This window comes from Enterobacter sp. JMULE2, from assembly GCF_013337145.1.
In the GTDB taxonomy this organism is placed as follows: Bacteria; Pseudomonadota; Gammaproteobacteria; order Enterobacterales; family Enterobacteriaceae; genus Enterobacter; species Enterobacter mori.
In genome coordinates, this window is the sequence record NZ_SGWD01000010.1 from 426628 (window position 1) to 444080 (window position 17453).

The window sequence follows — 17453 nt, forward strand, 5'->3', positions numbered from 1 at the left end:
TCAGGCTAATTTTCGATAAAACTGACTATACAGCCAATGATGCGTGCCATCTATAGTGTCCGGCATGTTCAGGACAAGGAGGCATTATGCACAGCGAAAATTTCAACATTTCCACCTATTTCAAACGCATAAACTATACCGGACCGGCGGGTGCCGATACGGTCACTCTGCATGCTCTTATGCGTCATCAGCTCTTTTCAGTCCCGTTTGAAAATCTGGATGTACAGGCGGGTAAAGTTGTCTCTCTGGTGCCAGACGACATTGCCGATAAGGTACTAACGCAGGGGCGCGGCGGCTACTGCTATGAGGTGAACGGGCTTTTTGCCATGGCGCTGGCGGCGTTAGGGATACCTTACCGCTTCGTGGCAGCGCGCCCGATGTTCTACCCCGCGCGGCGGCCGAAAACCCATATGGCGTTGATTGCCGAGGTGGAGAGCCGACAGTGGCTTTGCGACCTCGGGTTCGGCAGCTACGGCATTCGCGCGCCGATGGCGTTAGACACGCTTGATGTGGAAATCACGCAGGATTTCGACACGTTCCGACTGAGCCGCAGCGCGGAGGGCGAGTACCTGCTTCAGGCGAAGGTGGAGGGGGAATGGGCTAATCAATACGGCTTTGATCTCACGCCTCAGGAATGGATTGATTTCGTCCCGGCCAACTATCTTAATTCCACGCACCCGGAGGCGATCTTTGTGCAGAAGCGGGTGGTGGTGCAGCACAGCCCCGAAGGACGCCAGATTTTGCTGGGCGATATGCTGAAAACCATCACGGCGAACGGCACTGAAACGCGGAAACTGGCGGAGGAGGAAATCCGCCATGTCCTGAAAGACCGTTTTGCGCTGACCGCCGCGTAATCGGAGAAAGATGGGGACTCAGCCCGGCCCGTCGGCTCCGGCTTTGCGCTGAGCCCCCCACTGTAACAGCAGGCTAAACGACGCGGGTAACACGGTCAGCGTCACCAGCGTCGCAACCAGCAGCCCGTCGATGATGGCATAGGCCATTGGCCCCCAGAAGACCTGATGAGAAATGGGGATCATGCCCAGAATGGCGGCACAGGCGGTCAGACTGATGGGTCTGGCCCGGTGCTCCGCAGCCGCCATAATCGCGGCATCGCTTGTCATCCCCTGAGCAAGATTGCTGTCAACCTCGCTAATCAATATCACCGCGTTACGCACGATCATCCCCGCAAGGGCGATGACGCCCAGTAGCGCGACAAACCCCATCGGCGTTCCGCCGGGGAGCATAGCCAGCACGATCCCCGGTAAACCAAACGGGGCCATCAGGAGTGCCAGCAGCATACGGGAATATCGCCGCAGCTGAAGCATCAGCAGCAACAGCATGATGACCAGCGTTACCGGAAGAACGGTAAAGACGGAGCTGTTCCCCTTATCCGATTCGGCAACCGCGCCGCCTTCTTCAATGCTGTAACCTGCGGGCAAGCTCGCGCGCAGCTTGTCGACCGCCGGACGCAGCGCCGCGGATACCGCTTCAGCTTTCAGCCCCGGGGCAAGATCCGTTTGCACCGTGATAAAGGGCACGCGCTGGCGACGCCAGATGACCGGATCGTCCACGCCCCAGACCGGCGTTGCGACGACGCTGAGCGGAATTTTTTTACCGTCATTCCCCTGAATCGTGAGCGAGGAGAGGGTAGCGGTGCTGTGACGTGCATTGTCCGTGGCCCGAAGCACCACGTCGACAAGGCGGTCGTTATCCCTGATGGACGTGACCACGCTGCCGGACCAGACGGTGTTCAGCGTGCGTGCGAGGCTTTCTGACGATATTCCCGCCGCCCTGGCCGCCGTCTGATTCACCTTAAGGGTAATGACCCTCTCCGGCTCTCCGGCCGTCTGGTTCACGTCACGTGAGAACGGAGACTGCCCAATCGCGTCCGTGAGACGGTTCGCAAACGCCCGAACCTGCAGATAATCAGGCCCGCTCACCCGGTATTTGATTGGCCAGCCGACGGGTGGCCCCAGCTCAAGGGGCGACACGCGCGTGATGATGTCGCTAAACTGCGTCGCCAGGATCCTGTTGAGCTGCGCATGCAGACGATCCCGCGCCTCAAGATCTTTAGCCACCACGACCATCTGGGCGATATTTTCATTTTCCAGCAGCACGTCCATCGGCAGGTAAAAACGGATGGCGCCCGACCCAATGAACGTCGAATAGCGATTGATGTTGCTGTTGCCGACCAGCGCCTTTTCCAGCTTTTCCACCTCTCTTAACGTTTCCGGCTGCGACGCGTTGGCCGGAAGCGTCAGGCTGACCAGCAGCTCAGGCCTGTCCGAAGCGGGGAAAAACTCGCCCTGCATAAACGTCGTGCCGTACACGGACAGCCCCAGCGCGGAAAGGGCGAACAGCAGGGTAGCGACTCGGTGACGCAGTGCCAGGCGCAAAAGCCGTCCGTACCCGCGCGCGATCCTGCCGGGTCCCGTCGCGTGATGTCTGACTTTTTCCGGCAGTAGCCACGTGCCCGTCAGCGGTGAAAACAGGATCGCGACAGCCCAGGAACAGAGCAGGGCAATGAGCACCACCGCAAACAGGGAAAAACAGTATTCACCGGCGCTGGAGGCCGCGAAACCAACGGGAATAAAACCGGCAATCATCACCAGAGTACCGGTGAGCATCGGGAAGGCCGTCGTTTTGAACGCATGGGTGGCCGCATGCCGACGGGAATCACCCGCTTCCAGCCGGGAGACCATCGTTTCGACGGCGATCATGGCGTCATCCACCAGCAGCCCCAGGGCAATGATCAGCGCTCCGAGCGAGATACGCTGAAGGCCAATACCGGCGAGCATCATGCCGGCAAACGTCATGGCGAGCACCAGCGGGATGGCCGTCGCCACCACCAGTCCGGCCCGTAAACCCAGTGAGACAAATGAAACCGCCAGCACGATAATAACGGCTTCGATAAGCACCCGGATAAATCCGCTTACCGCGTCACTGACCACCGCCGACTGATCGGCGACTTTTACCATCTCTATGCCGTGCGGAAGCCCGGCGCTGAGGGCCGCCATTCTGGCGTTCAGTGCAGCACCGAAACGCAGCATGTTGCCCGTTGGTGCCATCGACACCGCCAGCCCGATAGCTGGTTTGCTGTTCACCCGGTAGGCCGGGGCCGGTGGCTCGGCGATTTCCCGGGTGACGGTGGCAATGTCGGTCAGCGGAATATAGCGATTGTTAACGTGCAGCGTGACGGCACGTAAGCTCTCTTCGGTCGTGAGCGCCCCGCTGACCTTTATCGCCATGTTCTCCCGTCCGGTACGCATAACGCCAGCCGGAACAACCGTGTTCTGCGCCCGGAGGGCGTCGGCGACGGCCTGAATATCGAGCCCCATCCCGGCCAGGCGTGACGGAGAAAAGGCGAGAACCCACTGCTCCTGCTGTTCGCCCAGCAGGGTGGTTTTGCCCATATCCGGCAGGGACATAAGCTCTCGACGTATTGTCTCTGCGCGATCCCGCACCTCCCGTAGGGTGAAGCCCTCGGGAATAAAGGCATAAATTGTGCCGAACGTGTCGTCAAACTCGTCGTCCACGGCAGGGCCCTGTACTCCTTCAGGTAGGGACGGCGCGATGTCCTGCATTTTTTTGCGAACCTGATACCAGATGTCCGGCACGCTCTGCGGGGGCGTATCGTCACGGAGATTGACATAGATAACGGTGCGTCCGGCCCGGGTTTCACTTTCGAGATAATCCAGCCAGGGCGTTTCCTGCAACTTTTTTTCAAGCGTATCGGTCAACAGGCGGGTGGTATCCGCCACGGATGCTCCCGGCCACTGCGCGGAGACGACGGCCGTTTTAATGGTGAAAGCCGGATCTTCGTTACGCGGCAGCTTTTCATAACAGAACACGCCCATCGCAATCACCAGCAGCATGAAAAAGCTCACCATCTGCTGGTTCTTCAGCGCCCAGGCGGAGAGGTTAAATTTGGCTTCCGGTCCTGCGTTCATGGCTGAACCTCTCCGGTCATCACCGGCTCGCCGGACCGCAATGTGCTCACGCCCGCCGTGATCACCCGATCGCCGGACTCAAGGCCGGAGGCAATCATGACGGAGGTGGCCGTATAGCTGGCGGGCACCACCGCACGCAGCTGCGCCCGCGACTGCGGGGTAATCACAAAAACCGCTGGTTTGTCGCCTGCACGGCTCAGCGCCGAGGCGGGAAGGGTGTACCCGTGCGGGGCTGACGATGGCAACGTGACGGTAACGCTGGCACCCAGCGCCATGGCCGCTGGCGGGTTATGCAGGGTGGCTCTGACGCGCCAGGTGCGGGTCTGGGGATCGGCCTGCGGGGTGATATCCCGCAGCACGGCAGACGCCTGTACCGACGGGGCGCTGAGGAGGGAAACCTGTAAAACCACCTTATCCAGAAGCGGGATCGCATCGGGGGTGGCAATATCAAACACCACGTCGCGATCTTTCCCGGTCGCCAGCGTCAGCACGGACTGACCGTCGCTGACAACCTGCCCCGCAGAGGCGTTCACGGCTGTGATGACGCCCGCTTGTGGCGCGATCAGGCGCGTCCAGCCGAGGCTTTCTCGGGCATTTCGCCACGCGGCCTCGCTGCTTTTTAAGCGCGCGCTGGCGACAAGCCAGTCCGCACGGGCGCTGTCGAGCTGCGCGCGGGCTATCGCACCCGTTGGCATGAGCTTTTGCATTCGACTGACGTTAAGCGCGGCGACCTGCGCTGAGGCTTTAGCTCCTTCATAGTCGGCCGCCGCGCTGTCGAGCTGGTTTTGCCCGGTCGTGTTGTCAAGCGTGGCCAGCACCTGTCCGGCAGTGACCCGGTCGCCAATATCAACGCTGCGCGTCAGTATCCGGCCCCCGGTACGAAAGCTCAGGGTCGTTTCATCGTGGGCATGGATCTCACCGGTTCTTTCCAGCGCGGGAAGAGTTTGGGCGGCCCCGACGACGACGTAGCGTACCGCTCGCACAGGGTTGGGCTTATTTTCGTGTTTATCACCGCAGCCGGTCAGCGGAAAAATCGCCAGCGCAAGCAGCGCCAGGGGAAGAAAATACAGCCAGGAAAGGGTGCGCGCCACGCCGTACAAATGATGCAGGCAGTGGCGGAGGGAGAGAAATAATTCGTCTGACATAACGCCGCTCCATAAAGGTAATGGCGTTATTAAATGCGCGCTACGTCGAGAAAGATTCGATGTTGTGTCAAGGCTTTATCAAGAGTGGATATTTTCATTATCGGACGGATGCCAGGGCAACAAAATGCGCACGGAGAGGCCGCCGGTTTCCGGTAATGACGCGCTAATTTCTCCGCCATGCGCCTGACAAATCGCCCGGGCGATGGACAAACCGAGGCCGCTGCCGCCGGAATGCCGCGCGCGGGACTGCTCCTCGCGGCTGAAGCGTTTAAACATTTCCGGCAAGAACTGGGGCGATACGCCCGGCCCGTCATCGGTAAATTCAAGGGTGTAATGCCCGCTGGCGTCGTGCAGCGCCACCTCAAGGTGGCCGCCATCGCGCCCGTAACGTAGTGCATTTTCCATGAGGATGGTCACGACCTGTCCCAGACGGAACGCATCGCCTCTGAAGGGGCAGGTACGCGGGTTACGAAGCGTTATCCGGAAATGATGCGCATCAGCCTGGGGCATGATCCAGGCGGCCCGCTCCTGAATCAGCTCATCCAGACAGAACGGCTGGTCCTCCAGCACGAGATTTCCCGCGTCGGCCAACGAGAGAAGGTGGAGCTCATCGGTGAGGCGGTTGAGGTGCTGGAGCTGCTTCATCACCATTTCCAGCTGCGCGGGGCTGGCATCAAACACGCCGTCTAACATGCCCTGCAGACGCCCGATGGCGGCCGTCAGGGGCGAGCGTAGCTCGTGCGCCATCGCGACGTGTGAGGCGCGGAGCTCTTTTTCATAGCGGGCGAGTTGCCCCGTCATGGAGTTAAAGTCGGTCGCAAAGCTGACCATTTCCGCCGGGGCATCTTTGATAAGTTCCGCCTGACGGCCAAACTGCCCTTCGGCAACATACTTTGCCGCATCGCGAAGGCGGCTGAACTGCAGCGCCAGCGGCCGGGCGTGTTTTAGCCCCATCACCACAATAAACGGGATCATCACCAGCACCAGCAGCGCCACCGTGACCCAGTCGGCTGAGGCGATAGACGGCGTGGAATAGCTCAGACCCCACCAGGTGTCCACAATCGTGTGGAAACGGGCTGGATTGGCCTGCGGGTTCTGGCTGAGCGTAAGAAACTCCTGTCGGACCGCCGGCGGCATCCTGCCCATTATCCAGTAGTTCTGTACCGCATAACGTAGCCACATGCAGGTGGCAATGACGATCACGCTGCCGATGGCAAGCGCCAGGATACGCGCGCAAATCCAGCGCCACAGAGAGGAGTGCCGGTTTTTTATCATGGTTGTCTGAACCTGTAACCCACGCCGCGAACGTTGATCAGCACGCCGGAAATACCCGCCGCTTCGAGTTTTTTACGCAGGTTATATATATGGGTGTCCACCACGCGCTCCAGCGCCTCGCTTTCCGGCAAACAGTGTTCCAGTAAATACTGGCGGGAGAACGGGTGCGCAGGAGAACGCAGCAGCGTTGCCAGAAGCGAGAATTCCGTTGGCGTAAGATCGAGCATCACAGGCGTGTCGTCGCCGTTATCCACGCTCGCCACAATGGCGGCGACATCCACCTCCAGCGTTTGCCAGCGAAGGATCGCTTCGTCTGTCTCTTTTTTACTGCTGCGCCGCAGCACCGCCTGCACCCGAGCCACGACTTCTCCCGGATGATAAGGCTTCACAACGTAATCATCGGCACCGTACCGCAGGGCACCAATACGGTCGGGGGTATCCCCCATGGCCGTGACCATGATCACCGGCACATCGCTTTTACGACGCAGCCCAGCCAGCACTTCGGTGCCGTTAAGCCCCGGCAGCATCACGTCCAGCAGGATGAGGTCGGGCTTCCACCGCTGGGCCATATCCAGCCCGGAAAGACCGTCTCTGGTAATGGTCACGTCGTAATTTTCACGCCGTAAATAGGCTTCGAGCACGCCAGCCGCATCGGCGTCATCTTCAATAATCAGCACTCTTCTGGACAACATCCGTTCACCTTGACCATTTCTTAACACTATCCCGACGATTCATTGATTCAGCCAAATCATACTGCGCCAACATTGTGTGGCCGCTCCTGAACCAGGAGACGCCAGCGTCTGTATGGAGAGCAGTATGATAGCGATAAAAAAAGTCCTGTATATGTCCGTCCCGCTTCTGATGGTAGTGGCATCCGGCGCGCAGGCGGATGATGGCTCTGCGTCCGATTCCTTAACCGTCGGGCTGGGGGGACAGTATGCCCCGCGTTACTCAGGCTCAGACAAGCAGGTGTGGCAGGTGGTTCCTGTGCTGCTGGGTCGCAAAGGCGCTTTCTTTATTGATGCGCAAAAAGGGCTGGGATATGACCTGCAAAACGACAGCGGTTGGTATTTCGAACACACGCTGGGCTACGACTTCGGAAGGGCTGATAAAAATTCTGACTGGCGTGAGGGCGCAAACAATCTGAAAGGGATGGGGAACATTGATGCCACCCTGAATACCGGCCTTGCCGTGGGCTGGCAGGCCGCGCCCTGGCTAAGTGTGGAAGGCAAAGCGACGCTGCCGTTAACGGACAGCCAGGGAGGAAGCTATCAGGCCTCCGTTACGCTAATCCCTGTACAAAATAACCAGGACATGGTCGCCTTTCAGTCTGCGGCCCTGTTTGGCGACAGCCGTTATCTGAATACCTGGTATGGGGTCAGCGAGCAGCAGAGCCGCCGCACCGGATATCACCGCTATTTAGCGGCGGGTGGATTTTATGGCGTCGACACCAGTCTGACCTGGAGCCATCAGTTCGATGCCCACTGGGGAACGGTCCTGAGTGCGGACTATACCTGGCTTGGCGACCATGCGAATGAAAGCCCGATTGTGATGCGGCGAAATGAGGGGGCTGCAACAGCGGCCATCACCTGGACATTTTAACGTCGAGGTGACGGTATGCGCTTATGGGATTGGCCATTTTTCAGTACGGCAGGAGTAGCGATCGCGGGGATATACGTCATAACCTACTACGTGTATGTCTATACGTGAATCTCTCTAAGAACATCGGAGTGAGCAAAAACTGAAGAAGTAGTAACCCGCGAAAAAACGCCATTCCTGGCGTTGTTACTTCTTCTTGTCCATCATCGCTTTTAAATCGGCAAACGGGTTAAACGTGGCGACGCCCACGTCTTTTTGCGCGTCTTCACCGGCCACGACGGTAGTACCGTACTGATCCGCTTCGGTGTATTTTGAGTGCTCATGGTCATGGCAAAACAGGCACAACAGCTCCCAGTTGCTGCCATCTTCCGGGTTATTAGTATGGTCGTGATCGATATGGTGAACCGTCAGTTCTCGCAGGTTGGAATAGACAAACTCCCGCGAGCAGCGTCCGCAGACCCATGGGTAGATTTTTAACGCTTTTTCGCGATAGCCGCTTTCCAGCCGCGCGTAATTTTTGGGGATCAAAGCCATTGCCGATGTTACCTGCCATGAAAAGAGTGGGGAATATTATATCCCATTATGGCGCGTAATGACGCACTGCTCAATTCTGTCAATTTATTTGAATCACTCCGTTAAATAAACGCCATTTATTCTCACCCGGTAATGCGTAAAGTAGGTACAACGCAAAGCATTATCAGGACACAGAGTCATGAAAAAGATCGGGTTTTTATCCTTTGGTCACTGGACGCCGTCGCCGCAGTCCGGTACGCGCTCGGCGGCAGACACGCTGCTGCAGTCGATAGATTTGGCCGTGGCGGCCGAAGAGCTGGGAGCAGACGGTGCCTATTTCCGCGTACACCACTTTGCCCGCCAGCTGAGCTCACCGTTCCCCTTACTGGCGGCGATAGGTGCAAAAACCAAACGTATTGAAATCGGTACGGGCGTGATCGACATGCGCTATGAGAACCCGATGTATATGGCGGAGGACGCGGGGGCAGCGGATCTCATTTCCGGTGGTCGTTTACAGCTTGGCATCAGCCGCGGTTCCCCGGAGCAGGTCATTGATGGCTGGCGTCATTTTGGCTATGTTCCGCAGGAAGGGGAAGACGAATCGGATATGGCGCGCCGTCATACCGAGGTGCTGCTCGAGGTACTGCGCGGAGAAGGATTTGCAAAACCGAATCCACAGCCGATGTTCCCGAACCCGCCAGGGTTATTGCGTCTGGAGCCGCATTCCGAAGGCTTGCGGGACCGTATCTGGTGGGGCGCGGGGTCGAATGCGACCGCGGTATGGGCCGCCACGCTCGGAATGAATTTGCAAAGCTCCACGCTGAAGGACGATGAAACCGGCGAGCCGTTTCATATTCAGCAGGCAAAGCAGATCCGCGCGTATCGGCAGGCCTGGGCCGACGCGGGGCATACCCGTCAGCCACGCGTGTCGGTCAGCCGCAGCATTTTTGCCCTGATGGATGACCGCGACCGGATGTATTTCGGTTCAAGCCGCAATGAGAGCGATAGTGTCGGTTATCTTGATGAGAAAACGCGCGCTATTTTCGGTCGCAGCTATGCCGCAGAGCCTGACGCGCTGATCGAACAGTTGAAAAAGGATGAGGCCATCGCCGAGGCGGATACGCTCTTGCTGACCGTGCCGAACCAGCTGGGCGTGGACTATAACGCACATGTTATTGAGTCCATTCTGAAGCATGTCGCACCGGAAATGGGCTGGAGATGATGTCCCGGGCACTCTGGATCGCCGATTCGGCGATCCAGAGTCGGGTGCAGGGCGATGGAGGGGCTAGCGATGATCCATATCGCTTAGCAGCACGGCGATACTTTGCCCGCCCGCCGTTTGCTCCAGCCCAATCTTCACGATGATCGTCAGTGGAACAGAAAGCAGCATACCCACGGGACCCAGCAGCCAGCCCCAGAATATCAGGGACAGGAACACCACCAGCGTGGAAAGCCCCAGCCCGCGGCCCATCATGCGTGGTTCAAGAATGTTCCCGAACACCAGGTTGATCGCCAGATAACCCGCTAACAGAACCAGCGCATCATAAAGCCCACTAAACACTAGCGTCTGAAGAATAGGGGGGATCGCCGCCAGCACGGAACCGATGTTAGGAATGTAGTTGAGGGCAAAGGCCAGCAATCCCCAGACGAAAGCGAAGCGGACATCCAGCGCGACGAGCATCCCCCAGACCACCAGGCCAGTCACCAGGCTGATGGCGGTTTTCAGCACCAGATAGCGTGAAACGCTGTCCAGCGCGCGCTGAATTGCCCCCATACCTTCTACCGGACGAACCATGATTTGCTGCAGCTTTGCGGGCAGTTGCGGCACTTCCAGCAGCATAAACACGACCGTCAAAAACAGCAGGAAAATGGATGTCATCGCGTTAGAGAGTTGCGCCAGCAGGCTGGTAACGAGGGTCATGGCGGCATTCGGATCGATATACTTCAGCAGTTCCTCAACCGAGACCTCAATACCTGCCCGCTGCAGCCAGGGCTCGAGTTGCAGGAGCGGGATCGCCAGCGAAGAACGGTATTTTGGTAACGTACGCGCCAGCTCGTTCAACGATGTCCCGAGATAGGCCACCAGTAGCACCATGACAACGATGATAATGCTGATGAGCAGCGTGATCGCCAGCACGCGGGGAACGCGTAGCCGCACCAGGCGCTGTACCAGCGGGTTCAGGATCACCGCAATAAAAAGCGCCAGAATAAATGGCACAATGATGTCGGCTGCAAAACGAACGCCGGTCAATATGATTACCAGCATGCCCAGCATAATGACAATCTTCAGCCCGTTCAGGGTAATGATGGGTTTAGCCATGGAAGTTCCTGAATAATGTTTTATTTATAATAGATGCATTATCCGAGTAAAAAAACTAACCAAAATCAAACAGAATGGGTAAAGAAATGAAAAGACTTTGAGTAAAATCCTGGCTTATGGTACAAATCTAGCGTGTTCAACTACCGAGGACAATTTTCATCCGCAAAGACGAGAAGCAACAACGCGGATAATTGTAATTTTATGGACAATTTGTTCAGGACGTATTTTTCAACAAACACCGCTGTATTCTCCACTTCCTTCTGCCTTCTGTCTGGTGAGCAACACTGGCGCAACGCGCTGTAGTCACGTCTTCTGCCTGAGCTGGCGCCCTGCGCTTAGCTGTCTGATCTCATTTAATATTTTTGGTTTGCTGTCCAACGCGAGCCACGATGGATTATATTCTCAAGCAGGAGAAGAACATGTTTTACTGGATTTTATTAGCCCTGGCTATTATCGCTGAAATTACCGGCACCCTGTCGATGAAATGGGCAAGCGTGAGCGATGGTAATACCGGTTTTATTTTAATGCTGGTGATGATTACCCTTTCCTATATTTTCCTCTCATTTGCGGTAAAAAAAATCGCGCTGGGTGTCGCGTATGCCCTGTGGGAAGGTATCGGTATTTTATTGATCACGCTGTTCAGCGTCATGATATTTGACGAAACCTTGTCGACAATGAAAATTGCCGGATTAACCACGCTGGTGGTAGGGATCGTGCTGATTAAATCGGGTACACGTAAACCGACGAAACAGCAGAAGGAGCAGGCTCATGCAGCAGTTTGAATGGATCCACGCGGCCTGGCTGGCGCTGGCCATCGTACTGGAAATCGTGGCTAACGTCTTTTTAAAATTCTCTGACGGTTTTCGCCGTAAGTTTTATGGATTGATGTCCATTGCCGCCGTGCTGGGGGCATTTAGCGCCCTGTCGCAGGCGGTGAAAGGGATCGACCTTTCTGTGGCCTATGCACTGTGGGGGGGCTTCGGTATCGCCGCCACCCTGGCAGCAGGCTGGATCCTGTTCGGCCAGCGTTTGAATCACAAAGGCTGGATCGGCCTGGTTCTGCTGCTCGCAGGCATGATTATGATAAAACTCGCCTGATGTCAGTTTCGACATCCTCTTCAGGCAGCGATATTCGCTGCCTTTTTTATTGCTGCGCGAGCGCTTCCAGCTTGTCGCGAAAACCGGTAACCGACAGGGCACGGTTGTCGGCGCGCCATCTGTCTTTGGCGGATGGGGCAGAGCTTTGAACACCAATCAACTGCCAGCCATTCTCGGTTTTCAACATCAGCGGTGACCCGCTGTCACCCGGTAGCGTATCGCACTGATGCGAGAGCACGCTGTTTTGCGCCCAGCCAGTGACCGTGCAGTCCGTATGCGTGTAGAGAGAATCAAGATGATCGACCGGGTAGCCGGATTGCGTCACTTTTCGGTCGACGGCTTTCAGTGCCGCCGTCAGCGCGGCTTTGTCACCGTCGAATAAGGGCAGGGGTGTGATACCCGATGGCGGATAACGCAGAACAATCAGCCCAAAATCCCAGGATGCGGCGGCAGGGGGTACAATCCAGCCCTCACCATCCGGTTTTAAGCGTTTACCCAGAGAGGGATCAACCCGTCCTTCAATGCCGTGGATCTCATAGCGCCAGACCCCTTTTTGCGACACAAAGCGCAGGGCGATAGCTTTATCCGGTTTACCGGCTGGTGGCATGAGAAGGCAATGACCGGCCGTCAGTGCCAGTTGAGGCGTAATTAATGTTGCGGTACATAAGTTACCGCTGGCCGTTTCCAGTTGTCCTATGGCATCCCAGGGGGCCTGCGTCGGATCGGTAACCCGCGTGCGGTCATCATGACCAAAAAAAAGGGTCTTGACCTCTTTGGCGCTGATAGCGTCTTCATCACCATCGTCCGCATGTAAGAATCCTGAAAAAAGACCAAACGTTCCCAGTAACAACACAACAGATTTACGCATATCACACTCTGGTGGGGTAATTATGATTATTAAAAGTGAACCCTATGAAAATACTATAGACGGGACAGCGCGAAAGTGGGAGTAAAATCAGCGTGCTACAATCAGGAAAGATAAAACTGGCTTGCGATGAGCGCGCATAAAATAAGCAAGATAAGAATGAGCTCAAACCGATAGCGCCGCAGCATACGCCCTCCGGATAAAAAAACGGCGCGGAACTGGTCGGTTCAGCGCCGGTTTACCAACGTGCCCCGAAGGGCACGGTTTAGCTTGTACTCTTACGCAGCTGGCTGTGCAGCTGGTTTAGCAGCTTCGTGTTTTACTGCTTTTTTGTGATGCTTTTTAGCAGCCTGCGCTTTCTGCTCTACAGCAGGTTTGGTCGCTTTTTTGTGGTGCTTTTTAGCGGCCTGGGCTTTCTGCTCTGCAGCAGGTTTTGCTGCTTTGTGATGTTTTTTATGGTGAACCGCTTTGGCTGGCGCAGCGGTGGTGGTTGCAGCTGGAGCCGCAGCAGGTGTTGCGGTCGCGGTAGTTTCAGCAGCAAATGCAGCAGAAGACAGACCCATAGCAGCGGCAACAACCAGAGCTAATACTTTTTTCATTTTCATACCCTCGAATTTGGTTTTTCATTTAACCCCACTGCGGGGGCCGTTGAAAGAACTATATCCCTGTAAACTCGGGGTTTCCGTGAGTGATTGGTATCGGCGTGTAACCGTTTGTACAATGCCGGGTTCCCCCGGCGATGTCGATTACAAATAGCGTGACGTCAGGTGTTCGCGGAAGTAGCGGATATTCAGATCTTCCCCCGTCGCCTGGGTAATCAGCTGAGAGGTGCTAAACCGGCTGCCGTGCTGCCAGACGTTCTGGCGCAGCCAGTCGAACAGCGCTGAGAAATCGCCGTCAGCGATAGATGCTTGCAGACCCGGAAGCGCCGTTTTCGCGGCGTGGAAGAGCTGCGCAGCGTACATCGCACCCAGCGTGTACGACGGGAAATACCCAAAGCCGCCGTCGGTCCAGTGGATATCCTGCATACAGCCGTTGCGATAGTTATCTTTGGTCGATAGCCCAAGCCAGGCCTGCATTTTCTCATCCCACAGCGCCGGAATGTCGTCCACCTCAATGTCGCCGTTGATCAACGCGCGTTCAATTTCATAGCGCAGCACCACGTGCGCCGGGTAGCTCACTTCGTCCGCATCAACGCGGATATAGCCCGGCTTCACGCGCTGGTTCCAGGCGATAAAGTTCTCTTCGCTGAACGCAGCCTGACTGCCAAAGCGGGCGTGAACGGCAGGTAGCAGATGCTTCAGGAAGGCCTCGCTACGCCCGAGCTGCATCTCAAAGAACAGGCTCTGAGATTCGTGGATTGCCGTTGAGCGCGCCAGCGCCACGGGCTGTCCGGCCCAGGCGCGCGGCAGGTTTTGTTCGTAACGCGCATGTCCGGTTTCGTGGATCACGCCAAACAGCGCGCTCAGCAGCTCGTCCTCGTCGTAGCGCGTGGTGATACGCACGTCTTCCGGCACGCCGCCGCAGAACGGGTGGGCGCTGACGTCCAGACGACCGCCGTTAAAATCGAAGCCGAGCATCTTCATGGTTTCCAGACCCAGCTCACGCTGCGTCGCGGTCGGGAAAGGGCCCTGCGGCGGAACGAATGACCGCTGAGCCTGTTTTTCCACGACGTTTGCCAGGAGGTCCGGCAGCCAGGATTTCATGTCGCCGAACAGCACGTCCAGACGCGCGCTCGTCATGTCTGGTTCAAAAATATCGAGCAGCGCGTCGTAGGGCGAACACCCTTTGGCGTCGGCGCGCAGGCGAGCCTCTTCGCGGCTCAGTTTCACCACCTCTTTCAGGTTGACGGAAAACCCCTGCCAGTCGTTGGCGGGGCGCTGAGTACGCCACGCGTGCTCGCATTTGCTGCCTGCCAGCGATTTGGCTTCCACCAGTGATTCGGGTAGCAATGTTGCTTGTTGATAATGGCGCGTCATTTCACGCAGGTTGGCCTGTTCGACATCATTCAGGTCTTCGCTTGCCGCGGCAGCCAGCCAGTCACCCACTTTTTTATCTGTCAGGATCTGGTGTTGCAGGACGCTCATCTCCGCCAGCGCTTCACCGCGCGCGGCGCTGCCGCCCGGTGGCATCATGGTGAACATGTCCCAACTGGCGATGGAGGAGAGGTGGGAGAAGCGGGAGAGACGCTGGAAGGTGCGGGTGAGTTGCTGGTAGTTATTGTTTTTCATGAAGTCCTCGTGTCTGAATCAGCCGATGACAAAAATTAGCATCGGCTCGATTTAAACACGAAGGCCGCAGAATGTTAATGCAGACGTTTATGCAAACTGGCCCCCACCAGCAGCGCCGCGCACAGCATCAGCGCGATAAACCCGCCCACGCCGTTCCAGCCGTAGTTGTGCCAGAACACGCCGCCGAGTGTCCCGGCAATGCTTGATCCCAGGTAATAGCTAAACAGATACAGCGACGAGGCCTGGCCCTTTGCGCGACGGGCGCGCGGGCCGATCCAGCTGCTGGCGACCGAGTGGGCGGCGAAAAAGCCTGCAGAGAAGAGCAGCATTCCGGCAAAAATCAGCCACAGAGAGGAGAAGAGCGTTAGTAGAAGCCCGACCAGCATCACCGCCGTGAAGAACAGCATCACCGGGCCACGACCGTAGCGTGCGGTCATCGCTCCGGCTTTTGGCGAACTCCAGGTGCCGGTGAGGTACGCCACGGAAAGCAGGCCAACCACCGCCTGGCTGAGATGCCACGGAGAAAGCATCAGGCGATAGCCAATGTAGTTAAACAGCGTGACAAACGAACCCATCAACAGAAAACCCATCAGGAACAGGCGCGGCAGCCCTTTATCACGCCAGTGCAGGCGGAAGTTGATAAACAGCGTTTTGGGACGCAGGGACGCCGGGCGGAAGTGACGTGATTCCGGCAGAATTTTCCAGAACATCAGCGCAGAGGCGAGCGCAAAGCAACCAATCACCGCCAGCGCAATGCGCCAGTTAAAGAAATCGGTAAACACTCCGCTCAGCAGGCGTCCGCTCATCCCGCCGATGGAGTTCCCGCTGATGTACAGCCCCATAGAGAAGGCGACAAAGCTCGGGTGGATCTCCTCGCTGAGATAGGTCATCCCGACCGCCGCGACGCCGCTCAGCGATAACCCGATCAGCGCACGCATTATCAGGATACCGTGCCAGCTGGTCATCATCGTCGAAAGCAGCGTACAGACGGAGGCCAGCATCAGTGCGGTGACCATGACCTGCTTTCGGCCAATCGCATCTGAGAGCGGCCCGGTGAACAGCAGACCGACCGCCAGCATCCCGGTGGAGAGAGAAAGCGAAATACTGCTGCTCGCAGGCGACACGCCAAACTCGTGGGACAACACGGGCAGGATCGGCTGAACGCAATAGAGCAGGGCAAAGGTTGCGAGACCCGCTGAGAAAAGCGCCAGCGTGACGCGCATAAACTGAGGGGTACCACGTTTAATAAACTGCACCGGCTGAGATGCTGCAGGTAAATCATCAATATCATTTGCCGGAGTGATATCAATGGTAGTAGTACGACTCACACATGTTCCTTGCTTAAACATCCCCGTGATTTCTGGTGACGGGTATGACCACAAGATCAGAGTAGGAAAATGTAAATATTCTGTCTAATATATTAATAATCTCAAATGATACTTTAAAAATATGAATATCGAACTCCGTCATTTACGCTACTTTGTGGCGGTAGCAGAGGAGCTGCATTTTGGCCGCGCGGCGGCGAGGCTGAACATCTCTCAACCACCGCTCAGCCAGCAAATTCAGATCCTCGAACAGCAGGTTGGGGCGCGTCTGCTGGCGCGTACGAACCGTAGCGTGAGCCTGACCGCCGCGGGCAAGCAGTTCCTGGCCGACAGCAGGCAAATTCTGAGCATGGTGGATGACGCCGCTGCCAGGGCGGAGCGGCTGTATCTGGGGGAGACAGGCGAACTGCGGATCGGCTTTACCTCGTCGGCACCCTTCATCAGCGCCGTCTCAGAAACCCTTTCATCGTTCCGCCGTCATTTCCCGGACGTGCATATTCAGACCCGCGAAATAAACACCCGCGAGCAAATATCTCCGCTCAACGAGGGGGCGCTCGACCTGGGGCTAATGCGTAACACCGCGCTACCGGATACCCTGGCATGGCAGGTTATCCTGCGCGAACCCCTGATGGCGATGATCCCGCAGGATCACCCTCTGGCGTCGCAAGCTTCCGTGACGCTGGCAGAGCTGGCAAAAGAGCCCTTTGTCTTTTTTGACCCTCAGGTCGGCACCGGTCTGTATGACGATATTTTGGGCCTGATGCGTCGTCACGATCTCGCTCCGGTGATTACTCAGGAAGTGGGGGAGGCTATGACTATTATTGGTCTGGTTGCCGCCGGACTTGGAGTTTCTATTCTCCCGGCGTCCTTTAAGCGGGTACAATTGCAGGAAATGCGCTGGGTGGCGATTGCCGAAAAAGAGGCGGTTTCAGAGATGTGGCTGGTCTGGTCAAAACATCGCGAACAGAGTCAGGCGGCGCAGCGGTTTAAAAAGCAGCTCATCACAGCCTCGGCAGGGCGATATTTATAGGGAAACTGGGGTAAAAACGTGCGGTAAATCACATGGCTAAGTAAATATTTGACGACGCCTGGTGAAGTGCTTCACCATAGCCAACAGTTTATTTCGAAGCTC

General features: G+C 56.9%; 16 protein-coding genes. 6 read left to right on the plus strand and 10 right to left on the minus strand.

The window, feature by feature from the left end:
* The first annotated feature begins 86 nt into the window (after positions 1-86).
* Entirely contained in the window at positions 87-854 is a 768-nt protein-coding gene (locus EXW94_RS02970; RefSeq protein ID WP_174339438.1) for an arylamine N-acetyltransferase, read from the plus strand.
* 18 nt (positions 855-872) lie between these two features.
* On the opposite strand, the gene EXW94_RS02975 is transcribed toward EXW94_RS02970, so the two are convergent.
* From EXW94_RS02975 to EXW94_RS02990, 4 genes are all read right to left on the minus strand, one after another.
* Positions 873-3950, minus strand: a complete 3078-nt coding sequence (locus EXW94_RS02975; protein WP_174339439.1) for an efflux RND transporter permease subunit — start codon at positions 3948-3950, stop codon at positions 873-875.
* Positions 3947-5095, minus strand: a complete 1149-nt coding sequence (locus EXW94_RS02980; RefSeq protein ID WP_174339440.1) for an efflux RND transporter periplasmic adaptor subunit — start codon at positions 5093-5095, stop codon at positions 3947-3949. The genes EXW94_RS02975 and EXW94_RS02980 overlap by 4 nt, the downstream gene beginning before the upstream one ends.
* A gap of 78 nt (positions 5096-5173) precedes the next feature.
* On the minus strand, positions 5174-6370 hold the full coding sequence (locus EXW94_RS02985; RefSeq protein ID WP_174339441.1) for a cell wall metabolism sensor histidine kinase WalK: 1197 nt from the start codon (positions 6368-6370) through the stop codon (positions 5174-5176).
* A complete protein-coding gene (locus EXW94_RS02990; protein WP_174339442.1) occupies positions 6367-7062 on the minus strand; it encodes a response regulator in 696 nt (231 codons plus the stop codon). The genes EXW94_RS02985 and EXW94_RS02990 overlap by 4 nt, the downstream gene beginning before the upstream one ends.
* A gap of 124 nt (positions 7063-7186) precedes the next feature.
* On the opposite strand from EXW94_RS02990, the gene EXW94_RS02995 reads away from it, so the two are divergent.
* On the plus strand, positions 7187-7972 hold the full coding sequence (locus EXW94_RS02995; protein WP_174339443.1) for a MipA/OmpV family protein: 786 nt from the start codon (positions 7187-7189) through the stop codon (positions 7970-7972).
* A gap of 183 nt (positions 7973-8155) precedes the next feature.
* On the opposite strand, the gene yajD is transcribed toward EXW94_RS02995, so the two are convergent.
* Positions 8156-8503: an HNH nuclease YajD gene (yajD, locus tag EXW94_RS03000; RefSeq protein WP_003857471.1), complete on the minus strand. Its 348-nt coding sequence runs from the start codon at positions 8501-8503 to the stop codon at positions 8156-8158.
* 178 nt (positions 8504-8681) lie between these two features.
* Between yajD and EXW94_RS03005 the strand changes: the two genes are divergently transcribed.
* The gene (locus EXW94_RS03005) at positions 8682-9704 is read left to right on the plus strand and encodes an LLM class flavin-dependent oxidoreductase (RefSeq protein ID WP_010430534.1); all 1023 of its coding nucleotides are present in this window, start codon (positions 8682-8684) and stop codon (positions 9702-9704) included.
* A gap of 63 nt (positions 9705-9767) precedes the next feature.
* Here EXW94_RS03005 and EXW94_RS03010 read toward each other — a convergent pair whose 3' ends face one another.
* The gene (locus EXW94_RS03010) at positions 9768-10802 is read right to left on the minus strand and encodes an AI-2E family transporter (RefSeq protein ID WP_148399427.1); all 1035 of its coding nucleotides are present in this window, start codon (positions 10800-10802) and stop codon (positions 9768-9770) included.
* A gap of 419 nt (positions 10803-11221) precedes the next feature.
* On the opposite strand from EXW94_RS03010, the gene mdtJ reads away from it, so the two are divergent.
* Both mdtJ and mdtI read left to right on the plus strand, forming a co-directional pair.
* On the plus strand, positions 11222-11584 hold the full coding sequence (gene mdtJ, locus EXW94_RS03015; RefSeq protein WP_010430538.1) for a multidrug/spermidine efflux SMR transporter subunit MdtJ: 363 nt from the start codon (positions 11222-11224) through the stop codon (positions 11582-11584).
* Complete coding sequence (mdtI, locus tag EXW94_RS03020; protein ID WP_010430539.1) at positions 11571-11900, plus strand: multidrug/spermidine efflux SMR transporter subunit MdtI; 330 nt, start codon at positions 11571-11573, stop codon at positions 11898-11900. Before mdtJ ends, mdtI begins: the two co-directional genes overlap by 14 nt.
* A gap of 46 nt (positions 11901-11946) precedes the next feature.
* Here the strand turns inward: mdtI and EXW94_RS03025 are convergent, their stop codons facing one another.
* From EXW94_RS03025 to EXW94_RS03040, 4 genes are all read right to left on the minus strand, one after another.
* A complete protein-coding gene (locus EXW94_RS03025) occupies positions 11947-12768 on the minus strand; it encodes a serine protease (RefSeq protein WP_010430540.1) in 822 nt (273 codons plus the stop codon).
* A 275-nt stretch (positions 12769-13043) separates the two neighbouring features.
* Entirely contained in the window at positions 13044-13364 is a 321-nt protein-coding gene (gene asr / locus EXW94_RS03030; RefSeq protein WP_029485059.1) for an acid resistance repetitive basic protein Asr, read from the minus strand.
* Between the two features lie 147 nt (positions 13365-13511).
* Positions 13512-14996 carry a carboxypeptidase M32 gene (locus tag EXW94_RS03035; protein WP_108416909.1) on the minus strand — a complete coding sequence of 495 codons (1485 nt, stop codon included), beginning with the start codon at positions 14994-14996 and terminating at the stop codon, positions 13512-13514.
* A gap of 74 nt (positions 14997-15070) precedes the next feature.
* The gene (locus EXW94_RS03040) at positions 15071-16324 is read right to left on the minus strand and encodes an MFS transporter (RefSeq protein ID WP_010430549.1); all 1254 of its coding nucleotides are present in this window, start codon (positions 16322-16324) and stop codon (positions 15071-15073) included.
* A 121-nt stretch (positions 16325-16445) separates the two neighbouring features.
* Between EXW94_RS03040 and EXW94_RS03045 the strand changes: the two genes are divergently transcribed.
* Positions 16446-17351 (plus strand): LysR family transcriptional regulator, encoded by a 906-nt coding sequence (locus tag EXW94_RS03045; protein WP_010430552.1) that lies wholly within the window; start codon positions 16446-16448, stop codon positions 17349-17351.
* Positions 17352-17453: the final 102 nt, after the last annotated feature.